We start from the raw sequence: 17,267 nt of genomic DNA, 5'->3' as shown, positions 1-17,267 counted from the left end.
GCCGGCGAGCGGCGACCAGCGGTAGCCTTCGAACAGCGTCGACAGCAGCATCGCGATCACCGGCACGATCACGCTCGAATAGGCCGCCTTGGCCGGACCGATGACGCGCAGCACGCCATAATAAAGCGGAAAGGCGAGCGTCGACGCGAACAGCGCCAGATAGACGATCCCCGCCGCATAGCCCCAGCGCGGCTCGATCACCGGCGGTCCGGTCATCCACCAGGCGAGCGCGCCATCTATTCCCGCGCCGATCAGCATCGCCACCGCGAGCGTCGGGATCATCGCGTAGCGTTTGGCGGTCTGCGTTGCCTGCATGACGTTAGCGACCGAGGCGGAGAGCAAGGCGAGCAGGGTGAAGCCGATCCCGGCGAGCGTGGTACCGGCGCCGCGCGGGTCGCCTTGCGCTTCATGGACGAACAACAGCACGATGCCCGCCATCGCCACCGCCGAGCCGGCGATCAGCTGCCCGCCCAGGCGCTGGCCGAGGAAGATCCGCGCGAGCAGGGCATTCGGGACGAGCAGCATCGCGAACACCACCGCGACCAACCCCGAGGTGATGAAATGCTCGGCGCGATAGACGAAGTTGAAGTTGAGGCAGAATTGGAACAGCCCGGTCGCCGCCGCAAAACCCCAGCCGCGCGCGTCAAGGCGCAGCCGCTCGCCCTTGATCACCGCATAGGCCGCCATCATCAGTCCGGCGAGAAGGAAGCGGTAGGTCACCGACCAGCCGGGGGGCACCACCGTGAGCTGGTCGCGGATCACCAGCCAGGTCGATCCCCAGATCAGCGTGACGATCGCGAACGGGACGAGGATCGACAGCCGAGTCGATTGCGGGGCGGTGGCCTCGCTCACGGCAGGTGGCGTCTCACAGCGCCTGGATCGCGGCGGCGAGCTGCGCGACCTCGTCCTCGCGGCTGTCCCAGGCGGTGACCAGGCGGATCTCGCCCGCGACCCAATCGTAGAAGTCGAATCCCTTGGCGCGCAGCGCCGCGGCCTCGGCGGGCGTCACCCGGAGGAATACCTCATTGGCCTCGACGGGATGGACCAGGCGCGTGCCCGCAGCCTCAGCGAGCGTGGTCGCGCGGGCGTTGGCGGCGCGCGCATTGTCAAGCCACAGGTCGCCGTCGAGCATCGCCAGGATCTGCGCGGCGAGGTAGCGGCCCTTGGACAGCAGCAGCCCGGCGCGCTTGCGGCGGTATTGGGTGACGGCGGCATGATCGGTGGCGAAGAACACCAGCGCCTCGGCACTCATCGCGCCATTCTTGACGAAGCCGAAGCTCAGCGCATCCACCCCGGCGCGCCAGGTCACTTCGGCGGGGGTGCAGCCGAGCGTCGCCACCGCATTGGCGAAGCGCGCGCCGTCCATGTGCAGCCCGAGCCCGCGGCGGCGCGCCACGTCGCCGATCGCGGCGACTTCGGCGGGCGCATAGACCCGGCCATATTCGGTGGCGTTGGTGATCGAGATGGCATGCGGCTGGACGCGGTGGACGTCGTCGGCGATCGCGTCGACGACGTGGAGGATGCTGTCCGGCGTCAGCTTGGCCCCCTCGCCATCAGCGAGGAACAGCTTGGCGCCATGGGTATAGAATTCGGGCGCGCCGCCCTCGTCGTTCTGGATATGCGCGTCGCGGTGGCAGACCACGCCACCATGTGGCGGGCACAACGCCGCCAGCGCCAGGCAGTTCGCCGCGGTGCCGGTCGGCACCCACAGCACGCTCACCGGCGTCTCGAACAGATCGGACAAACGGCCATCGAGCTGCGCCGTCCAGCGGTCACCCGCATAAGCGGTGTCGAGCGTGTCGGCGGCGGCGATCGCCGCCATCACTTGGGGGTGCACCGGGGCGGCATTGTCTGAGAAGAAGCGCATGGTTTGCGCCTTGGCGGCAGCCTGCGCGGCGGTCAACAATGCCCTTACCCGGATACCACGCGCTGTCTCAAGCCAGACGCTGCGCAGCGAAGCGTCCTATTGCTCGTCGTCGCCTTCGTCCTCGGGCGCGCGGCGCTGGTCGCGGGGCGGCGGTCCGTCGCGGTCGCGATCGCGGTTCTGCGACGGCTGGATGCTGATGCTGCCATCCTTGCCGAGCTTCATGTCGAGCCCGAAGCCGCGCACCCCACCCTCGATCGGCGCGATCGGCGTCACGTCCGGCACCGTCTCGTCGATCAGATTGTCGACCGCGGCTTCGGGATCCATCGCATTCTCGTCGACCACCACCGGCGCGGCAACCGGCGCGATGCCGAGCCCGGCGACCATGAACTGGCGCCACATCTGCGCCGGAATGCCGCCGCCGTGGAGCCCGGGATTGGGCGTGCTATCGTCATTGCCCACCCATACGCCGACCACCAGATCGCGCGAGAAGCCGATGAACCACGCATCGCGGCTGCTCTGCGAGGTGCCGGTCTTGCCATAGGCATCCACCGTTAGCGTCGCCTCGCGCCCGGTGCCGCGCAGCGACGAGGAGAGCAGATCGAGCATCTCCTCGCGGATCTTGTCGGGGATCTTGCGGCTGCCGCCCGACAGCGACTGATACCAGCTCTTGTCGGCGACCTTCTGGATGCCGCGCGGCTGCACCGGATAATTGCCGTTGGCGATCGCCGCATAGGCGGCGGTCAGCTCGAGCAGCGACACCTCGGCGGTGCCGAGCCCGATCGTCGCCTCATTGGGGATCGGCGTCGAGATGCCGAGGTCGCGCGCCGCCTTGATCACGTTCTTGACGCCGACCTGCTGGGTCAGCCGCGCCGCGACGACGTTGGACGAGCGCGCGAACGCGCGGCGCAGCGTGATCTGGCCGAGGTAGCGGCCATCGTCGTTATGCGGCTTCCACCCGGCGATCTCGACCGGCGAATCATCCATCATCGAGTCCGGCGTCATCCCGGCGCGCATCGCGGCAAGATAGACGAACAGCTTGAAGGTGGAGCCGGGCTGGCGGCGCGCCTGGGTAGCGCGGTTGAACGGGCTCTTGCCATAATCCTTGCCGCCGACCATCGCCACCACCTGGCCATCGGGGCGCATCGCGACGATCGCCGCCTGTGCCTGGCGCAGCCCAGCCTGGCGGATCACCCGCTCGGCGGTGTTCTGCAGGCGCCGGTCGAGCGTGGTCTCCACCGTCGCCTCGGTCTTGACCTCGCCGGCGCGGTCGCGCGCCTCCGGCAGCACCCAATCCGCAAAATAGGTGCCGCTCGGCAGCTGTTGCGGGTTGGCGGGCAGCACGCGCTGCGGCTGCACCGCGGCGGCCTCCGCCTTGGTCAGGAAGCCCGCCGCCTGCATTGCGCCGACCACCACCATCTCGCGCTTGCGCGCGCCGGCAAGATTGCTGGTCGGCGCGAGCCGCGACGGCGCCTTGACGAGGCCGGCCAGCATCGCCGCCTGGCCGACGTTGAGATCCTGCGGCGCGCGGCCGAAGTAATGTTTGGCCGCGGCGGTGAGACCGTAGACGTTGTCGCCGAAATAGACGTTCGACAGGTAGCGCGACAGGATCTGGTCCTTGCTCAACCATGCCTCGAGCCAGAAGGAGATCATCACCTCGCGGATCTTGCGCGCCGCCGTCCGGTCCGAATCGAGAAAGGCATTCTTGGCGAGCTGCTGGGTGATAGTGCTGCCGCCCTCGCGCACCCCGCCGGCGCCGACATTATGCCAAGCGGCGCGCAGGATGCCGCGCGGGTCGATGCCCCAGTGCGAATAGAAGCGGCGATCCTCGATCGCGACAAAGGCGCCGGTGACGTGGCGCGGCAGCTTGCCCGCATCCACCGGCGTGCCGATCACCGCGCCACGCCGCGCGATCGGGGTGCCGTCGTCGGCGGTCAGCGTGATTGACGGCGGGGTCGGCGGCTGCAGTGACTTGGACAAGGGTGCGGTGAGCGCCAGCCAGCCGATTGCGATCACCAGCAGCACGATGAACGCCGCGGCGCCGCGCATCACCCAGCGCCACAACGATCCCCGTCCCGGCTGCGGCTCACGCGGCTCGGGCCCGTCGTCGGGCTCGCCAAACCGGTCCGAACCCCAGGCACGCACGGGCTCAGCGTCATCCAGGGCATAGCGCTGCCCGATCGGCGATCGGCGGCGATTGTCGAACGAATCAGGGCGCATCGGCTCATCCCAGCGGTCAGCCATGAGGTGTATTACAATCCTAAAACAGCCGAGGCAACTGCCCTGACAACCCGCGCGATAGCCAACGAATTTACCGGCTTGGCCGGGCGAATACCAGCGGCGCCTGCACTGGCGCCGGCGCGCTGGCGCCGCCACGCCTGGCGCGCTATCCCCGCGCGATGGCCACACCTCCCCTCCCCCCGCTCGTCGTCGGTATCGGCGGCACCATCGGGGGCGTCTCCTCCACCGAACGCGCGCTCCGCATCGCGCTCGATGCCGCCGAGCGCGAGGGCTTCCGCACCCGCATGTTCGGCGGCGCCGACATGGCCCGGCTGCCGCTCTACGATCCGCGGGCGCTGAGCCGCACCGCCGACGAACAGGCGTTTGTCGACACCGTCCGCCAGGCCTCGGCGGTGATCATCGCCAGCCCGGGCTATCACGGCAGCATCTCGGGCGTGGTCAAGAACGCGCTCGACCTGCTCGAGGAAACCGCGCGCGACGAGCGCGCCTATCTTGCAGACATGCCGGTGGGGCTGATCGCCACCGCTTATGGCTGGCAGGCGACCGGCTCGACGATTGCAGCGCTGCGCTCGATCGTCCACGCCCTGCGCGGCTGGCCGACGCCATTTGCCGCGGCAATCAACACCCAGGCGACCAAGTTCGACGAGGACGGCGGCGCCAACGATCCCGCCGTGCTCGAACAGCTCCGCCTGGTCGGTCGGCAGGTCGCGCGGTTCACTTCGCTCGCAGCGGCCTAGCCACCACGCGCAGCCCGGCTCCAGCCGCCAGCAACGTTTTGTCGCACGCGGGGAACTGACGAGCGCAAAACGCGCTTAGCTGGCATGAACCCAGATCCAGGCTTGGCCCCGCCCGCGCGACCGCTCGACAACCCCCGGTCCACCGCTAGGGTGTTCGGTCATCCGATCCATGCGATGCTGGTGCCGTTCCCGATCACCTGCTTCATCGGCGCGCTGCTCACCGACCTTGCCTATGTCGGCTCGGCCAACGTGATGTGGAGCAAATTTTCGATCTGGCTGATCACCGGGGGGCTGGTGATGGGTGGCTTCGCCGCGCTGGCGGGAATCATCGATTATGCGGGCGACCGTCGCGTGCGGGCTGCCGGTCCGGCCACGCTGCACATGATCCTCAACCTCAGCGTCTTCGTGATCGAGCTGTTCAACGCCTTTGTCCACAGCCGCGACGGCTGGACGAGCGTGGTGCCGACCGGGCTGACGCTGTCGATCATCAGCGTCGCGCTGCTCGCCGTCAGTGCCTGGCTCGGTGCATCGCTCGTCTATAAGCATCGCGTGGGGGTCCGGTCATGAGCCGCGCGCGCATCATTGCCGGGGTGGCCGGCCTGTCGCTAGCCATGACGCTTGCTGCTTGCGACGACGGCGGCAAGCATTTCGACCGCCGCACGCAGATCGGCGCACATCCGGTGCTGCCGGCGCCCCAGCAATATCTGATCCCGCCGATCCACGTCGCCGAGGTGGTCGGCTGGGGCGCCAACGAGACGCCGACGGCCCCTCCCGGCATGCGCGTGCAGGCGTTCGCCCGCGATCTCAACCACCCGCGCAATATCGCCGTTTTGCCCAATGGCGACGTGCTGGTGATCGAATCGCAAGGGCCGAACCTGGATCCCGTCACGCGGCCGAAGAACCCGATCGTGTCCTGGGTGCAGAAGCGCGCCACCGGCCAGAGCGGCGCCAAGCCCAAGGGCGAGACCAACCAGATCACCCTGCTGCGCGATGCCGACGGCGACGGCGTGCCCGAGCAGCGCACCGTGCTGGTCGGGCATCTCAATTCGCCGTTCGGCGTCGTCTTCGCCGACAACTTCCTTTACGTCGCCGCGACCGATGCAGTGCTGAGCTATCCGTTCACCCCGGGGCAGACCAAGATCACCGCGCCGCCGGTGCGACTTACCGAGCTTCCGGGCGGTCCGATCGACCATCACTGGACCAAGAGCCTGACGCTCAGCCCGGATGGCAAGCTGCTCTATGCGACGGTAGGCTCGAACAGCAACATCACCGAAAACGGCATGGAGGCCGAGAAGAACCGCGCCGCGGTGTGGGAGATCGAGCGCGCCACCGGACGCTCACGCGTCTTCGCCGGTGGCCTGCGCAACCCCAACAGCCCTAATTTCTATCCGGGCACCAACACCTTGTGGGTGGTCGCCAACGAACGTGACGAGCTCGGCCCCAATCTGGTGCCGGACTATCTGACCTCGGTACGCGACGGCGGCTTCTATGGCTGGCCGTACAGTTATTATGGTCAGCACGTCGATCCGCGGGTTCAGCCGCAGCGGCCCGATCTCGTCGCCAAGGCGATTGCGCCAGATTATGCGCTGAGCAGTCATGTCGCGGCGCTGGGCCTGACCTTCTACACCGGCACCAACCTGCCCGCCCGCTATCGCGGCGGCGCCTTCATCGGCGAGCATGGCAGCTGGGACCGTGACGAGCTCAACGGCTACAAGATCGCCTTCGTGCCGTTCGCCAATGCCCGCCCCAGCGGCATCGCCGAGGACTTCCTGACCGGCTTCGTCGGCGCCGATGGCAAGGTCCGCGGCCGCCCGGTGGGGGTGACCGTCGACCGTACCGGCGCGCTGCTCGTGGCGGATGACACCGGCAACGTCGTCTGGCGGGTCACCGCGGCCCGCTGAGGCCGCGGCACCCGCCGGATGGGCCCCCATGGGGCCGTCAAGTCTTTGAGAAACTGGTGCTGCCGGTGAGGATTGAACTCACGACCTCAGCCTTACCAAGGATGCGCTCTACCACTGAGCTACGGCAGCACTCCCGCCACGCGGCGGGGAAGCGCGCCTAGAGACCAGTGGGCGCGCCTTGTCAAGCCATTGTCGGGGCTTTGCGCGGGGCCTAGGCAGCTTTCCATGACCGCCAACGACGAACGGGCCGAGCGACTGGCCGCCCAGCTGAGGGCCAATCTGCGGCGCCGCAAGGCGCAGGCGCGCGACGGCGGTGCGGGCCGGCCGGCGGACGCTGCCGTTGGCCTGCCCGCGGGCAGCGATCCCTCGGGCGACGACCAGATCGGCGACGGCAGCAGCCGCTAGTACGCCGCGGGCACCCCTTACGCGATCGGCGCGCATTTGGCGTCCAGCCAGGCTCGATCCTCGCCGGTGAGGATGGTGCCGAGCCGCTCGCCGACCATCGCGTGATAGCCATCGAGCCACGCCAGCTCGTCGGCCGACAGCAGGCCGGGATCGATCAGCGTGCGCTCGATCGGCGCCAGGGTCAGCGTCTCGAATCCCAGCATGGCGCGGCCGGGATCGCCGCCCTCGACCACCCGCGGCTCGACCAGCAGCAGATTCTCGATGCGGATGCCGTATTCGCCGGGCTTGTAATAGCCCGGCTCGTTGGAGAGCATCATTCCCGCGCGCAGCGGCTCGAGCGCGGCGCCGCCGGGATAGTTGGGCGCGGCGATCCGCTGCGGGCCTTCGTGGACCGACAGATAGCTGCCGATGCCATGGCCGGTGCCATGACCGAAATCGAGCCCCGCCTCCCACAAAGGCCGGCGCGCAAAGGCGTCGATCTGCCCGCCCATCGTGCCATCGGGGAAGACCGCGGTGGCGATGGCGATATGGCCCTTGAGCACGCGGGTGAAGCGATCGCGCATCTCCGCGGTGGGCGTGCCGATCGGCATCACCCGGGTGACGTCGGTGGTGCCATCGGCATATTGGCCGCCTGAATCGATCAGGAACAGCTGGCCGGGCTCGATCGGCGCGTTCGATTCCTCGGTGACATGATAATGCGGGCTGGCGCCGTGCGCGCCGGTCGCCGAGATGGTCGCAAAGCTGGTGTCCTTGAGCAGCCCGGTGTCCTCGCGGAACGCGAGCAGCCTGGCCGCCGCCGACAGCTCGGTCTCGCCGCCCTTGGCGCATTCGGCCTCCACCCAGCGCAGGAATCGGGTGAGCGCGGCGCCGTCGCGGATCGAGGCGGCGCGATGGCCGGCGACCTCGACCGGGTTCTTGAGCGCCTTGGCGAGCACCACCGGGTCGCGCAGCGCCAGCACGCTCGCGCCGCCGGCCTCCAGCCCATCGAAGATCGCCGCGACCGCGCGCTCGGGATCGGCGACGACGCGACGCCCCGCATAACCGCCGAGCGCGCCGGCAAACGCCGCGTGATCGTGGACGCGGACGGCGTTGCCGAGATGCTGGCGGACGGTGTCGTCGAGCTTCTCGGGCGCGACGAACAGATCGGTGGTGCCGTCGGCATCGACGATCGCATAGGACAGAGCGACCGGGGTATGGTCGACGTCGCCGCCGCGGACGTTGAGCGCCCAGGCGATCGAATCGAGCGCGGAGAGCACCACTGCATCAGCGCGGCGCTCGCCGAGCCAATCGGCGATGCGCGCACGCTTGGCGGCCGAGGAGGCGCCGGCCTGGGCATCGTCATGGACGGTGAGCATCGCCGGCGACGGTGCCGGCCGGTCGGTCCACACCGCGTCGATCGGGTTGGCCGCCACCGGGACCAGCACGGCACCGGCCTCGGCGAGCGCAGCGTCGGTCTCGACCACCCAGGCGCGGGTGTGCAGCCAGGGATCATAGCCAATCCGCGCGCCTTGCGTGACATGCTGCGCCAGCCAGCCGGCGACGCTCTCTGCGGGCACCGGCACATAAGCCCAGTCTTCGCCCGACACCTGCTCGCGCACCTGCAGCGTGTAGCGGCCATCGGTGAAGATCGCCGCCTGATCGGCGAGCACCACCGCGGTGCCCGCGGAGCCGCCGAACCCGGTCAGCCAGCCGAGCCGCTGCGCATAGGCGCCGACATATTCGCTCATATGCTCGTCGGTGAGCGGGACCACGAAGCCGTCGAGGCCGGTCTCGGCAAGGCGCTGGCGAAGGGCGGCGAGGCGATCGGAGTAGGGGCTCATGAGCGACGGTCCGTGTTGATGCGCGCCGTCGTTGCCGCGGCGCGCGCTGACAAGTTGAGGAAGTTGTCATCCCTCAAGGAGAGTCTCAACTTCGATCGTTTCCATTCCTGCGATGATCGCAGCGAGCGGTTTGGGTGCGGGCGATACCAGCATCGACCGCTGTAGGACAGCGGGGCGGGGTACGCCGCCGTGCCCGGCCGTCATGTCGGCGACTGGTAGGGTGACGGGACGCGGAGCGGGTGTCGACCCTCCCTCAATGCTTGCGCGGCACCAGGTGGAGCAGCCCGGCGATCACCCCGCCGACCACCAGCCCGACGATCCCCGAGCCCACCGCCGTCACAATCCAGCTCACCACCCCCGGCAGCACCGGCACGGCCTGCGCGACGCCCGCCGCGGCGGCGTGGATCGCATGGGGCAGCGCCTGGACCCCGAACGTCTCGAGCCCGTGGACGATGATGCCGCCGCCGACCCAGACCATCGCCGCGGTGCCGATCAGCGACAGCGCGTGGAGCACCACCGGCATCGCCGCGACCAGCCCGCGGCCGAGCGTCCGCGCGCCCTTGCCCGGGCGCTTGGCGAGATGGAGGCCGATGTCGTCCATCTTCACGATCAGCGCGACCACGCCGTAGACGCCGGCGGTGATCGCCACCGCCACCAGAGCTAGCGCGATCGCCTCGTTGACCAGCGTCTGGTCGGCAATCTCGCCGAGCGCGATCGCCATGATCTCGCCCGAGAGGATGAGGTCGGTGCGCACCGCGCCCGAGACCTGCCGATCCTCCAGCTCCTTGGGGTCGGTGACCGCGGCGGCTTCGTCACCGCCATGGCTGCCGGTGAGCGCTTCGAGGATCTTCTCTGCGGCCTCGAAGCAGAGATAGCTGCCGCCGAGCATCAGGATCGGGGTGATCGCCCAGGGCGCAAACGCGCTCAGTGCCAGCGCGGCGGGGAGCAGAAACACCAGCTTGTTGCGCAGCGATCCCTTGGCGATCTTCCAGATGATCGGCAGCTCGCGCGCCGGGCTGAGCCCGATCATGTAGCGCGGGGTGACCGCGGTATCGTCGATCACCACGCCCGCCGCCTTGGTGCCGGCCTTGCCCGCGGCGCCGGCGACATCGTCGAGGCTGGCGGCGGCGAGCTTGGCGATCGCGGCGATGTCGTCGAGCAGGGCGACCAATCCGCCTGGCATGTGTGTTTCTCCCGGTTGCGTGGCGGAAGTCATGCAGAGCGGGGCAGCGGGGTGCAACCGACGAAACGTTGCTGGAGCAACAGGGGCGGTGGCGGCCAGGCGTGGATGCTCACAGCCGTCACCCCAGCGCACGCTGACGTCTCATGCGGCGGGCGGGCCTCTCCTCGGGGAGATCTCAGCTCGCCCTGGGATGACGGGATTGGGTGGCGGCGGCAGCGGCCGGGATGACGGTTCGTTGCCGGACGCAACGCCGTGCATGACGGGTCGGCATTGCCTCCCTATATGCGGGGCATGAACGATGCCCTCCCCACGCCGCCCGTTGCCGATACCCGCCCCCACCGCTTCACCACCCATGGCGTCACCATCGACGATCCCTGGGCGTGGCTGAAGGACCCGAACTATCCCGAGATCGGCGACAAGGACGTGCTCGCCTATCTCGAGGCCGAGAACGCCTATTTCGAGACGGTGATGGCACCGCACCAGCCGCTGGTCGACCGGATCTACGAAGAGATGAAGGGGCGCATCAAGGAGGATGAATCCTCGGTGCCGCAGAAGGACGGCGACTGGGTCTACTGGACCGCGTTCGAGACCGGCGGCCAGTATCGCAAATGGTGGCGCAAGCCGGTTGCGGGTGGCGACGTCGAGCTGCTGCTCGACGAGCCGGCGCTCGCCGAGGGCAAGGAATATTTCCGGCTCGGCGCGTTCGCGGTCAGCAACAACGCGCGCTACCTCGCCTATGCGATCGACGACAGCGGTGCCGAGCGCTTCGAGGTGCGGATCAAGGACCTCACCACCGGCGAGCATCTGCCCGAGGTGATCCCGGGCATGCTCTCCGACATCGTCTGGACCAGCGACGATGCCGGCTTCCTCTATGGCGTCGCCAACGAGCAATGGCGCACCGACAATGCCCGGTTCCACCGGCTCGGCACCCCGGTCGCCGACGACGTCGAGCTCTACAAGGAGGCCGACGAGGGCTATCGCGTCGCCGTCGCCGAGCTGAGCTCGCGCGAGTGGATCGTGATCGGCACCGGCGACCATGTCACCAGCGAGGTGCGGCTGCTCCCCGCCGACAATCCGCTCGCCGAGCCGATCCTGGTCGCCGCCCGCAAGGAGGGCCGCGAATATGACGTCGACGAGCATGACGGCACCTTGTTCATCCACACCAACGACGTCGATCCGCAGTTCCGGCTGTGCACCGCGAGCCTCGACACGCCCGACGAGTGGCACGAGCTGATCGCGCCCTCCCCTCATTTCTACATGACCGGGGTGGAGTGTTTCCGCGACTTCTTCATCGTCGAAGGGCGGGAAGACGGGCTCGATCAGATCGCCATCCACCGCTATGACGCGCCGACCGTGCCGCAGCGGATCAGCTTCCCCGAAGCGAGCTATGCCGCGGGCATGGGCGACAACCCCGAATATGCGATGGACGTGCTGCGCGTCGGCTATGAATCGATGGTCACGCCCGGGACGGTCTATGACTATGACGTCGCCAGCGGCGCGCTGACGACGCTCAAGGTGCAGGAGATCCCGTCGGGCTATGACGCGGACAAGTATCGCACCGAGCGGATCAAGATCGCCGCGCGCGACGGCACGCAGGTGCCGGTATCGATCGTCTACCCGGCGGGCTTCAAGAAGGACGGCTCGCAGCCGTTGTTTCTCTATGCCTATGGCGCCTACGGCTATGCGATCCCGCCCGGCTTCTCGACCGGGCGGCTCTCGCTGCTCGATCGCGGCTTTGCCTATGCGATCGCGCATATCCGCGGCGGCGACGATCTCGGCCAGCAATGGTATCTCGATGGCAAGCTCGACAAGCGCGAGAACACCTTCAACGACTTCGTCGATGTCGCGCGCGGGCTGATCGCCGACGGCTGGACCAGCGCCGGGCGGATCGCCACCGCGGGGCGTTCGGCCGGCGGCGAGCTGATGGGCGCGATCGTCAATTCCGACCCCGAGCTGTGGGGCGCGGTGATCGCCGACGTGCCGTTCGTCGACGTGCTCAACACCATGCTCGACGCCGAGCTGCCGCTGACGCCGGGCGAATGGCCCGAATGGGGCAATCCGATCGAGGATGAGAAGGCATTTGCGCTGATCCGCTCGTACAGCCCGTACGACAATGTCACGGCGCAGAATTACCCGCCGCTGTTCATCTCGGGCGGGCTCAACGACCCGCGCGTGACCTATTGGGAGCCCGCCAAATGGGCCGCCAAGCTGCGCGCGGCCAAGACCGACGGCAATGTGCTGCTGCTCAAGACCAACATGGGCGCCGGCCATGGCGGCAAGTCCGGTCGGTTCGAATCGCTGCGCGAGGCGGCGGAGGAACATGCCTTCGTGCTGTGGCAATTGGGCGTGGCGGGGTGAGCGGGCGCGATGCGCTCGTCACCACCGGCGTTCCGGGTCGGGCCCGGCATGACACTGTAGACCAGGCATGAGCATCGAAAACCTGATCGCCCATTACGGGCTCGCCGCGCTGTTCGTCGGCGCCGGGCTCGAGGGCGAGGCGGTGGTGATCGCCGGGGGCGTGCTCGCGCACCAGGGACTGGTGTCGCTGCCGGGCGCGATCGTCGCCGGGATCGCAGGGTCGTTCACCGCCGACCAGGCCTGGTTCGCGGCCGGACGCCGGTTCCGCGACGCCCGGTTCGTCCAGCGCATCACCCGCAAGGCGGCGTTCGCGCGGGCGCTCGGCATCCTCGAGCGCCACCCGACCGGGTTCATCATCGCGTTCCGCTTCATCTACGGGATCCGCACGGTGAGCCCGATCGCGATCGGCACCAGCAAGGTGCCGGCGCGCACCTTCCTGCCGCTCAACGCCTTTGCCGCGGCAGTCTGGGGCAGCGCCTTCACCACGCTCGGCTATCTGTTCGGCAGCGGCATCGAGCGGTTCCTGGGCAAGTACAAGCCGCATGGCCATACCTTGGTGCTGATCCTGATCGGCGTGGTCGCGCTCGGCGCGGTGGTCGGCGGGATCCACTGGTGGCGGCAGCGCGAGGCGGGGACGGACGAGGAGCTCGGGGAGAAGACGGAATGACGCCGTTTGTGGTTCGCATCACCGCCGGGCCGAACGACATCGACGAGCTCGGCCATGTCAACAATGCCGTCTGGGTGCGCTGGATCCAGGATATCGCAGTAGCGCATTGGCGCAGCATCGCGCCGCCCGCGCACATCGAGGCCTATGTGTGGGTCGTGACCCGGCACGAGATCGACTATCGCGGCAATGTCGCCGCCGGCGAGACGGTGACCGGCGAGACCTGGATCCCCGAGCCACCCCGCGGCGCGCGGTTCGATCGCCGTGTCCGCTTCACCGGCGCCGACGGCCGGGTCAAGGTGGAGGCGATCACCACCTGGGCGCTGCTCGATCGCAGCAACGGCCGGCTGCTGCGGGTGACGCCCGAGATCGCCGCGCCGTTCCTGTGACGGTGCCGGTACCGGTACCGGTTTGACCGGGGCCTGCGCGCGCGGCACCATCGCGGCGATGATCGTCCGTCACCTTGCCGCGCTGCTGCTCGCCCTGCTCGGGCTCCCGCTCGCCACCCTCCCCGCTGCCGCCGCCGCCGCGCCGCGCTGCACCCTCCCCGCCGCGGTGCATGCGCCGCCGGGCTGGGCGGGCGATCGGCCGCTGCCGCTGGTGCTGCTGCTCCATGGCAGCGGCGGCACCGGCGCGGCGATGCTGCGCGATGCCGGGCTCGCCGCGACCGCCGACGCGCACGGCTTCCTCGTCGCCTATCCCGACGCCGGCATCGCGCTCACGGCCGGCGGCTTCGCCTGGAACATCCCGGGCGTCCCCACCGTCGCCGGCACCATCCCCGGCCCCGGCGAGCGCGACGACGTCGCTTACCTGACCGGGCTGGTCGACCGCCTCGTCGCCGCCGGCTGCGCGGATCCGGCGCGGGTCTATGTCACCGGCCTGTCGGGCGGCGGGCGGATGACCTCGCTGCTCGGCTGCGTCGCGCCGGGCCGGTTCGCGGCGATCGCGCCGGTGGTGGGGCTGCGCGCCGGGATTCCGCTCGCCGCCGATCCCACCCGCCCCGATCCGGCGAGCTGCCGCCCGGCGCAGCCGATCGCAGTGATCGCCTTTGCCGGCGACCGCGACACCACCAACCCGATCGATGGCGGCGGCGCGCCTTACTGGCGCTACCCGATGCACGCCGCCGAGCAGCGCTGGGCCGCGCTCGACGGCTGCACCGCCGCGCCGGCAACGCGCTGGGTGAGCGCCGGCGTCTATGAGGAGCGCTATGGCGACTGCCGCGCCGGTACCGAGGTGGTGGCGCGGGTCACGGTCGGCGCCGGGCATCGCTGGGTGGTCGACAATGAGGCGCTATGGACGCTGCTCAGCCGCCACCGGCGCGGCGGCTAGGCCCGTTCGTCCCCGACCGCCAGGTCACCCGCTGTTGCGCAGTGCGGTGGCGATGGCGTTGATCGAGAGCAGGATGCCCTCGCCGATGCGGGCGTCGCCTTCCCCGCTGCGATGGCGCTTCATCAGCTCGATCTGGAGCAGGTTGAGCGGCTCGATATAGGGCAGGCGGAGCCGGATCGAGGCGTCGAGCGCGGGGTGCTTTTCGAGCAGGCGCGACTGGCGGGTGACCTCGAGCAGGCCGTCGCGGGTCTGGTGCCAGCCGTCGCGGATGCGGCCGAAGATGTCCGCGCGCATCGCCGGATCCTCGACCAGCTCGGCGTAATAAGCGGCAATGCCGATGTCGGACTTGGCGAGCACCATCTCCATGTTGGCGAGCGTCGAGGCGAACAGCGGCCAGCCCTCGGCCATCTCGGCGAGCAGGCCCTTGTCGGCAAAACCGGCGATCGCCTGGCCGACGCCATACCAGCCCGGCAGCATGACCCGCGCCTGCGCCCAGCTGAACACCCAGGGAATGGCGCGCAGATCCTCGATCGCGTCCGATTTCTTGCGGCTCGCCGGGCGGCTGCCGATGTTGAGCCCCGCGATCTCGCCGATCGGGGTCATCTGGCGGAAGAAGGTGCGGAAGCCCTCCGTGTCATAGACCAGCCCGCGATAGGCGCGGAAGGCGTCGGCCGAGAGCCGGTCCATCGCGCCGGCGAATTCGGCATTCTCGGCGTTGGAGAGGCGCTCGGGCTCGAGGCTGGCGAGCAGGGTCGCCGAGGCGATCGCCTCGAGGTTGGTCATCGCGCTGTCGCGGGTGCCATATTTGGCGGCGATCACCTCGCCCTGTTCGGTGATGCGGATCCGGCCCTGGACGGTGCCCGGCGGCTGGGCGCGGATCGCCGCGAACGCCGAGCCGCCGCCGCGCCCGACCGCGCCGCCGCGGCCGTGGAACAACTGCATGCCGACGCCTGCCGCCTCGAACACCGGCTTCAACGCGGTGGAGGCTTTGGACAATTGCCAGGTGGAGGTGAGGTAGCCGCCGTCCTTGTTCGAATCGGAATAGCCGATCATCACTTCCTGGTGACCGCGCGCGGCGGCAATGTGCGCCACTTCCGGCAGCGCGAACCAGTCGGTCATGATCCCCGGCGCCGCCTCGAGATCGGCGACCGTCTCGAACAGGGGCACCGCCATGATCGCCGCGCTCGGGGTGTCGCCGGGCCGGTAGAGCCCGACCTCCTTGAGCAGGATGTTGATCTCGAGCAGATCGGACACCGATTGCGCCATCGAGACGATGTAGTTGGTGATGCAGGCCGGGCCGTAGCGGCCGTGCGCCTCGGCCGCGGCGGCGACGATCGCGAGCTCGGAGGCGGTTTCCTCGGAATAGGCGGTGTAGCGGCTGGCGAGCGGGCGCGCGTTGGCGAGCTCGGCGCGCAGCAGCGCGACCCGCGCCGCCTCGTCGAGCGCGAGATAATCCGCCTCGACCCCGGCGACGCTGAGCAGTTCGGCGACAACCCGCTCATGGACGGCGCTGTTCTGGCGCAGGTCGAGCGTCGCCAGGTGGAAGCCGAACGTCTCGACCGCGCGGATCAGCCGGCCGAGCGCGCCGCTGCTCTTGAGCGCGCTGCCGCCCGACAGCGCGCGGGCGAGCGCGACGAGGTCGTGGCGCAGCGCCTGCGGATCGGGATAGGCCTCGCCGCCGAGCCGGCCGGGGCGGGGCGCCGGCTTGCCGACCAGCGCCTGATGGGTGGCGGCGAGCCGCGCGTAAATGCCGGATAGCGCGCGGCGATAAGGCTCGTCGACGCGGCTCGGCGCGGTGTCGCCGCTCGCCGCGGCGAGCGCGGCAACCGCGGCATCGACCTCGGCATGTTCGGTGGAGATCGACAGCTCGGCGCCGAGCGCGTGGATCGCATCGAGATAGAAGACCAGCACCGCCTCGCTGGCGCGGCCGAGCGCGGTGCGCAGCGACGCGGCGGTGACGAACGGATTGCCATCGCGATCGCCGCCGATCCAGCTGCCGGGCCGGAGGAAGCTCGGCACCCGCTCGCCGAACGCGCGGTCCCAGCGCTGGTAGAGCGCGGGCAGCGCCGGCAGGAACACGTCGCGCAGGTAAGACAGCGCGGTCTCCACCTCGTCGGTGACGTAGAGCCGCTCGCGGCGCAGCACCCGCGTCTGCCACAACAGGGCGATCTGGCGGGTGATCGCATCCTCGACGCAGTCGCCGTCCGGCGTCTCGTCGCGGCCGAGGTCCTTGAGCGCCATCAGCTCGGCGATCGCGTTGCGATGATCGATCATGCTCTTGCGCCGCACCTCGGTGGGGTGGGCGGTGAGCACTGGGGCGATCAGCGCGGATCCGAGCAGCGCGCGGACCGCGTCGTGATCGACGCCTTCGTCGGCGAGGATCTTGAGCGCCGAGGCGAGATCGGCGCCTTGCTCGGCAGCGATGCCCTGGCGATCCTCGGCAAGGTTGGCGAGCATCGAGAACAGCATGAAGCCGCGGACGAAATCGAGCGTCTCGTCGAGCCCGAGGTCCTGCAGCTGGCCATGCACAGCGTCGACATCGCCCTGCCCGCGATGCCGCTCCACCGACGCCTTGCGGATCGCCTCGGTGGCGGCGAACAGCGCCTCGCCGCCATAGCCGCGGATCACCTCGCCAAGCTTGGCGCCGAGAAAGCGGACATCGGGATTGTTGGCGATCGGGGGGAGGCTGGCCATGGCCGCAATGCTGCGACGCGGCGAGGCCCGGGTCAACCTGTGCGTTGGTCGCGGGCCTGGTTGGGGATGGG

At 69.4% G+C, this 17,267-nt stretch carries 14 protein-coding genes and 1 tRNA gene; 8 read left to right on the top strand and 7 right to left on the bottom strand.

The window, feature by feature from the left end:
• The 3 genes from OXR60_RS14530 to OXR60_RS14520 form a co-directional block, all read right to left on the bottom strand.
• Nucleotides 1–852: EamA family transporter (locus tag OXR60_RS14530; RefSeq protein WP_267396651.1), on the bottom strand; the 852-nt coding region annotated here is incomplete at its 3' end.
• 13 nt (nt 853–865) lie between these two features.
• Complete coding sequence (locus OXR60_RS14525; RefSeq protein ID WP_267396650.1) at nt 866–1,867, bottom strand: beta-eliminating lyase-related protein; 1,002 nt, start codon at nt 1,865–1,867, stop codon at nt 866–868.
• Between the two features lie 96 nt (nt 1,868–1,963).
• Nucleotides 1,964–4,084 carry a PBP1A family penicillin-binding protein gene (locus OXR60_RS14520; RefSeq protein ID WP_267396649.1) on the bottom strand — a complete coding sequence of 707 codons (2,121 nt, stop codon included), beginning with the start codon at nt 4,082–4,084 and terminating at the stop codon, nt 1,964–1,966.
• Between the two features lie 179 nt (nt 4,085–4,263).
• Between OXR60_RS14520 and OXR60_RS14515 the strand changes: the two genes are divergently transcribed.
• From OXR60_RS14515 to OXR60_RS14505, 3 genes are all read left to right on the top strand, one after another.
• Nucleotides 4,264–4,842, top strand: a complete 579-nt coding sequence (locus tag OXR60_RS14515) for an NAD(P)H-dependent oxidoreductase (protein WP_267396648.1) — start codon at nt 4,264–4,266, stop codon at nt 4,840–4,842.
• 174 nt (nt 4,843–5,016) lie between these two features.
• A complete protein-coding gene (locus OXR60_RS14510) occupies nt 5,017–5,409 on the top strand; it encodes a DUF2231 domain-containing protein (RefSeq protein WP_267396647.1) in 393 nt (130 codons plus the stop codon).
• Nucleotides 5,406–6,743, top strand: a complete 1,338-nt coding sequence (locus OXR60_RS14505) for a sorbosone dehydrogenase family protein (protein WP_267396646.1) — start codon at nt 5,406–5,408, stop codon at nt 6,741–6,743. Before OXR60_RS14510 ends, OXR60_RS14505 begins: the two co-directional genes overlap by 4 nt.
• A 54-nt stretch (nt 6,744–6,797) precedes the next feature.
• Here OXR60_RS14505 and OXR60_RS14500 read toward each other — a convergent pair.
• Nucleotides 6,798–6,872: transfer RNA gene (locus OXR60_RS14500), tRNA-Thr, on the bottom strand.
• A gap of 96 nt (nt 6,873–6,968) precedes the next feature.
• Here OXR60_RS14500 and OXR60_RS14495 point away from each other — a divergent pair.
• The gene (locus tag OXR60_RS14495; RefSeq protein WP_267396645.1) at nt 6,969–7,148 is read left to right on the top strand and encodes a hypothetical protein; all 180 of its coding nucleotides are present in this window, start codon (nt 6,969–6,971) and stop codon (nt 7,146–7,148) included.
• Nucleotides 7,149–7,165: 17 nt separating this feature from the next.
• Here OXR60_RS14495 and OXR60_RS14490 read toward each other — a convergent pair whose 3' ends face one another.
• Together OXR60_RS14490 and OXR60_RS14485 are read right to left on the bottom strand one after the other, a co-directional pair.
• Nucleotides 7,166–8,968, bottom strand: coding sequence for an aminopeptidase P family protein (locus OXR60_RS14490; RefSeq protein WP_267396644.1), 1,803 nt, complete (start codon nt 8,966–8,968; stop codon nt 7,166–7,168).
• Between the two features lie 253 nt (nt 8,969–9,221).
• On the bottom strand, nt 9,222–10,151 hold the full coding sequence (locus OXR60_RS14485) for a DUF808 family protein (RefSeq protein ID WP_267396643.1): 930 nt from the start codon (nt 10,149–10,151) through the stop codon (nt 9,222–9,224).
• A gap of 291 nt (nt 10,152–10,442) precedes the next feature.
• Here OXR60_RS14485 and OXR60_RS14480 point away from each other — a divergent pair, with 291 nt between their 5' ends.
• From OXR60_RS14480 to OXR60_RS14465, 4 genes are all read left to right on the top strand, one after another.
• Entirely contained in the window at nt 10,443–12,509 is a 2,067-nt protein-coding gene (locus OXR60_RS14480; protein ID WP_267396642.1) for a S9 family peptidase, read from the top strand.
• Nucleotides 12,510–12,576: 67 nt separating this feature from the next.
• Nucleotides 12,577–13,176, top strand: coding sequence for a DedA family protein (locus OXR60_RS14475; RefSeq protein WP_267396641.1), 600 nt, complete (start codon nt 12,577–12,579; stop codon nt 13,174–13,176).
• Complete coding sequence (locus OXR60_RS14470) at nt 13,173–13,562, top strand: acyl-CoA thioesterase (RefSeq protein WP_267396640.1); 390 nt, start codon at nt 13,173–13,175, stop codon at nt 13,560–13,562. The genes OXR60_RS14475 and OXR60_RS14470 overlap by 4 nt, the downstream gene beginning before the upstream one ends.
• Before the next feature lie 22 nt (nt 13,563–13,584).
• Nucleotides 13,585–14,502 (top strand): PHB depolymerase family esterase, encoded by a 918-nt coding sequence (locus OXR60_RS14465; protein WP_267396639.1) that lies wholly within the window; start codon nt 13,585–13,587, stop codon nt 14,500–14,502.
• Between the two features lie 24 nt (nt 14,503–14,526).
• On the opposite strand, the gene ppc is transcribed toward OXR60_RS14465, so the two are convergent.
• The gene (gene ppc, locus OXR60_RS14460) at nt 14,527–17,196 is read right to left on the bottom strand and encodes a phosphoenolpyruvate carboxylase (protein ID WP_267396638.1); all 2,670 of its coding nucleotides are present in this window, start codon (nt 17,194–17,196) and stop codon (nt 14,527–14,529) included.
• Between the last annotated feature and the right edge of the window lie 71 nt (nt 17,197–17,267).

The sequence above is a fragment of the Sphingomonas sp. GC_Shp_5 genome, from assembly GCF_026540855.1.
Classification (GTDB): Bacteria; Pseudomonadota; Alphaproteobacteria; order Sphingomonadales; family Sphingomonadaceae; genus Sphingomonas.
This window is presented reverse-complemented; position numbering and strand designations above follow the sequence as displayed.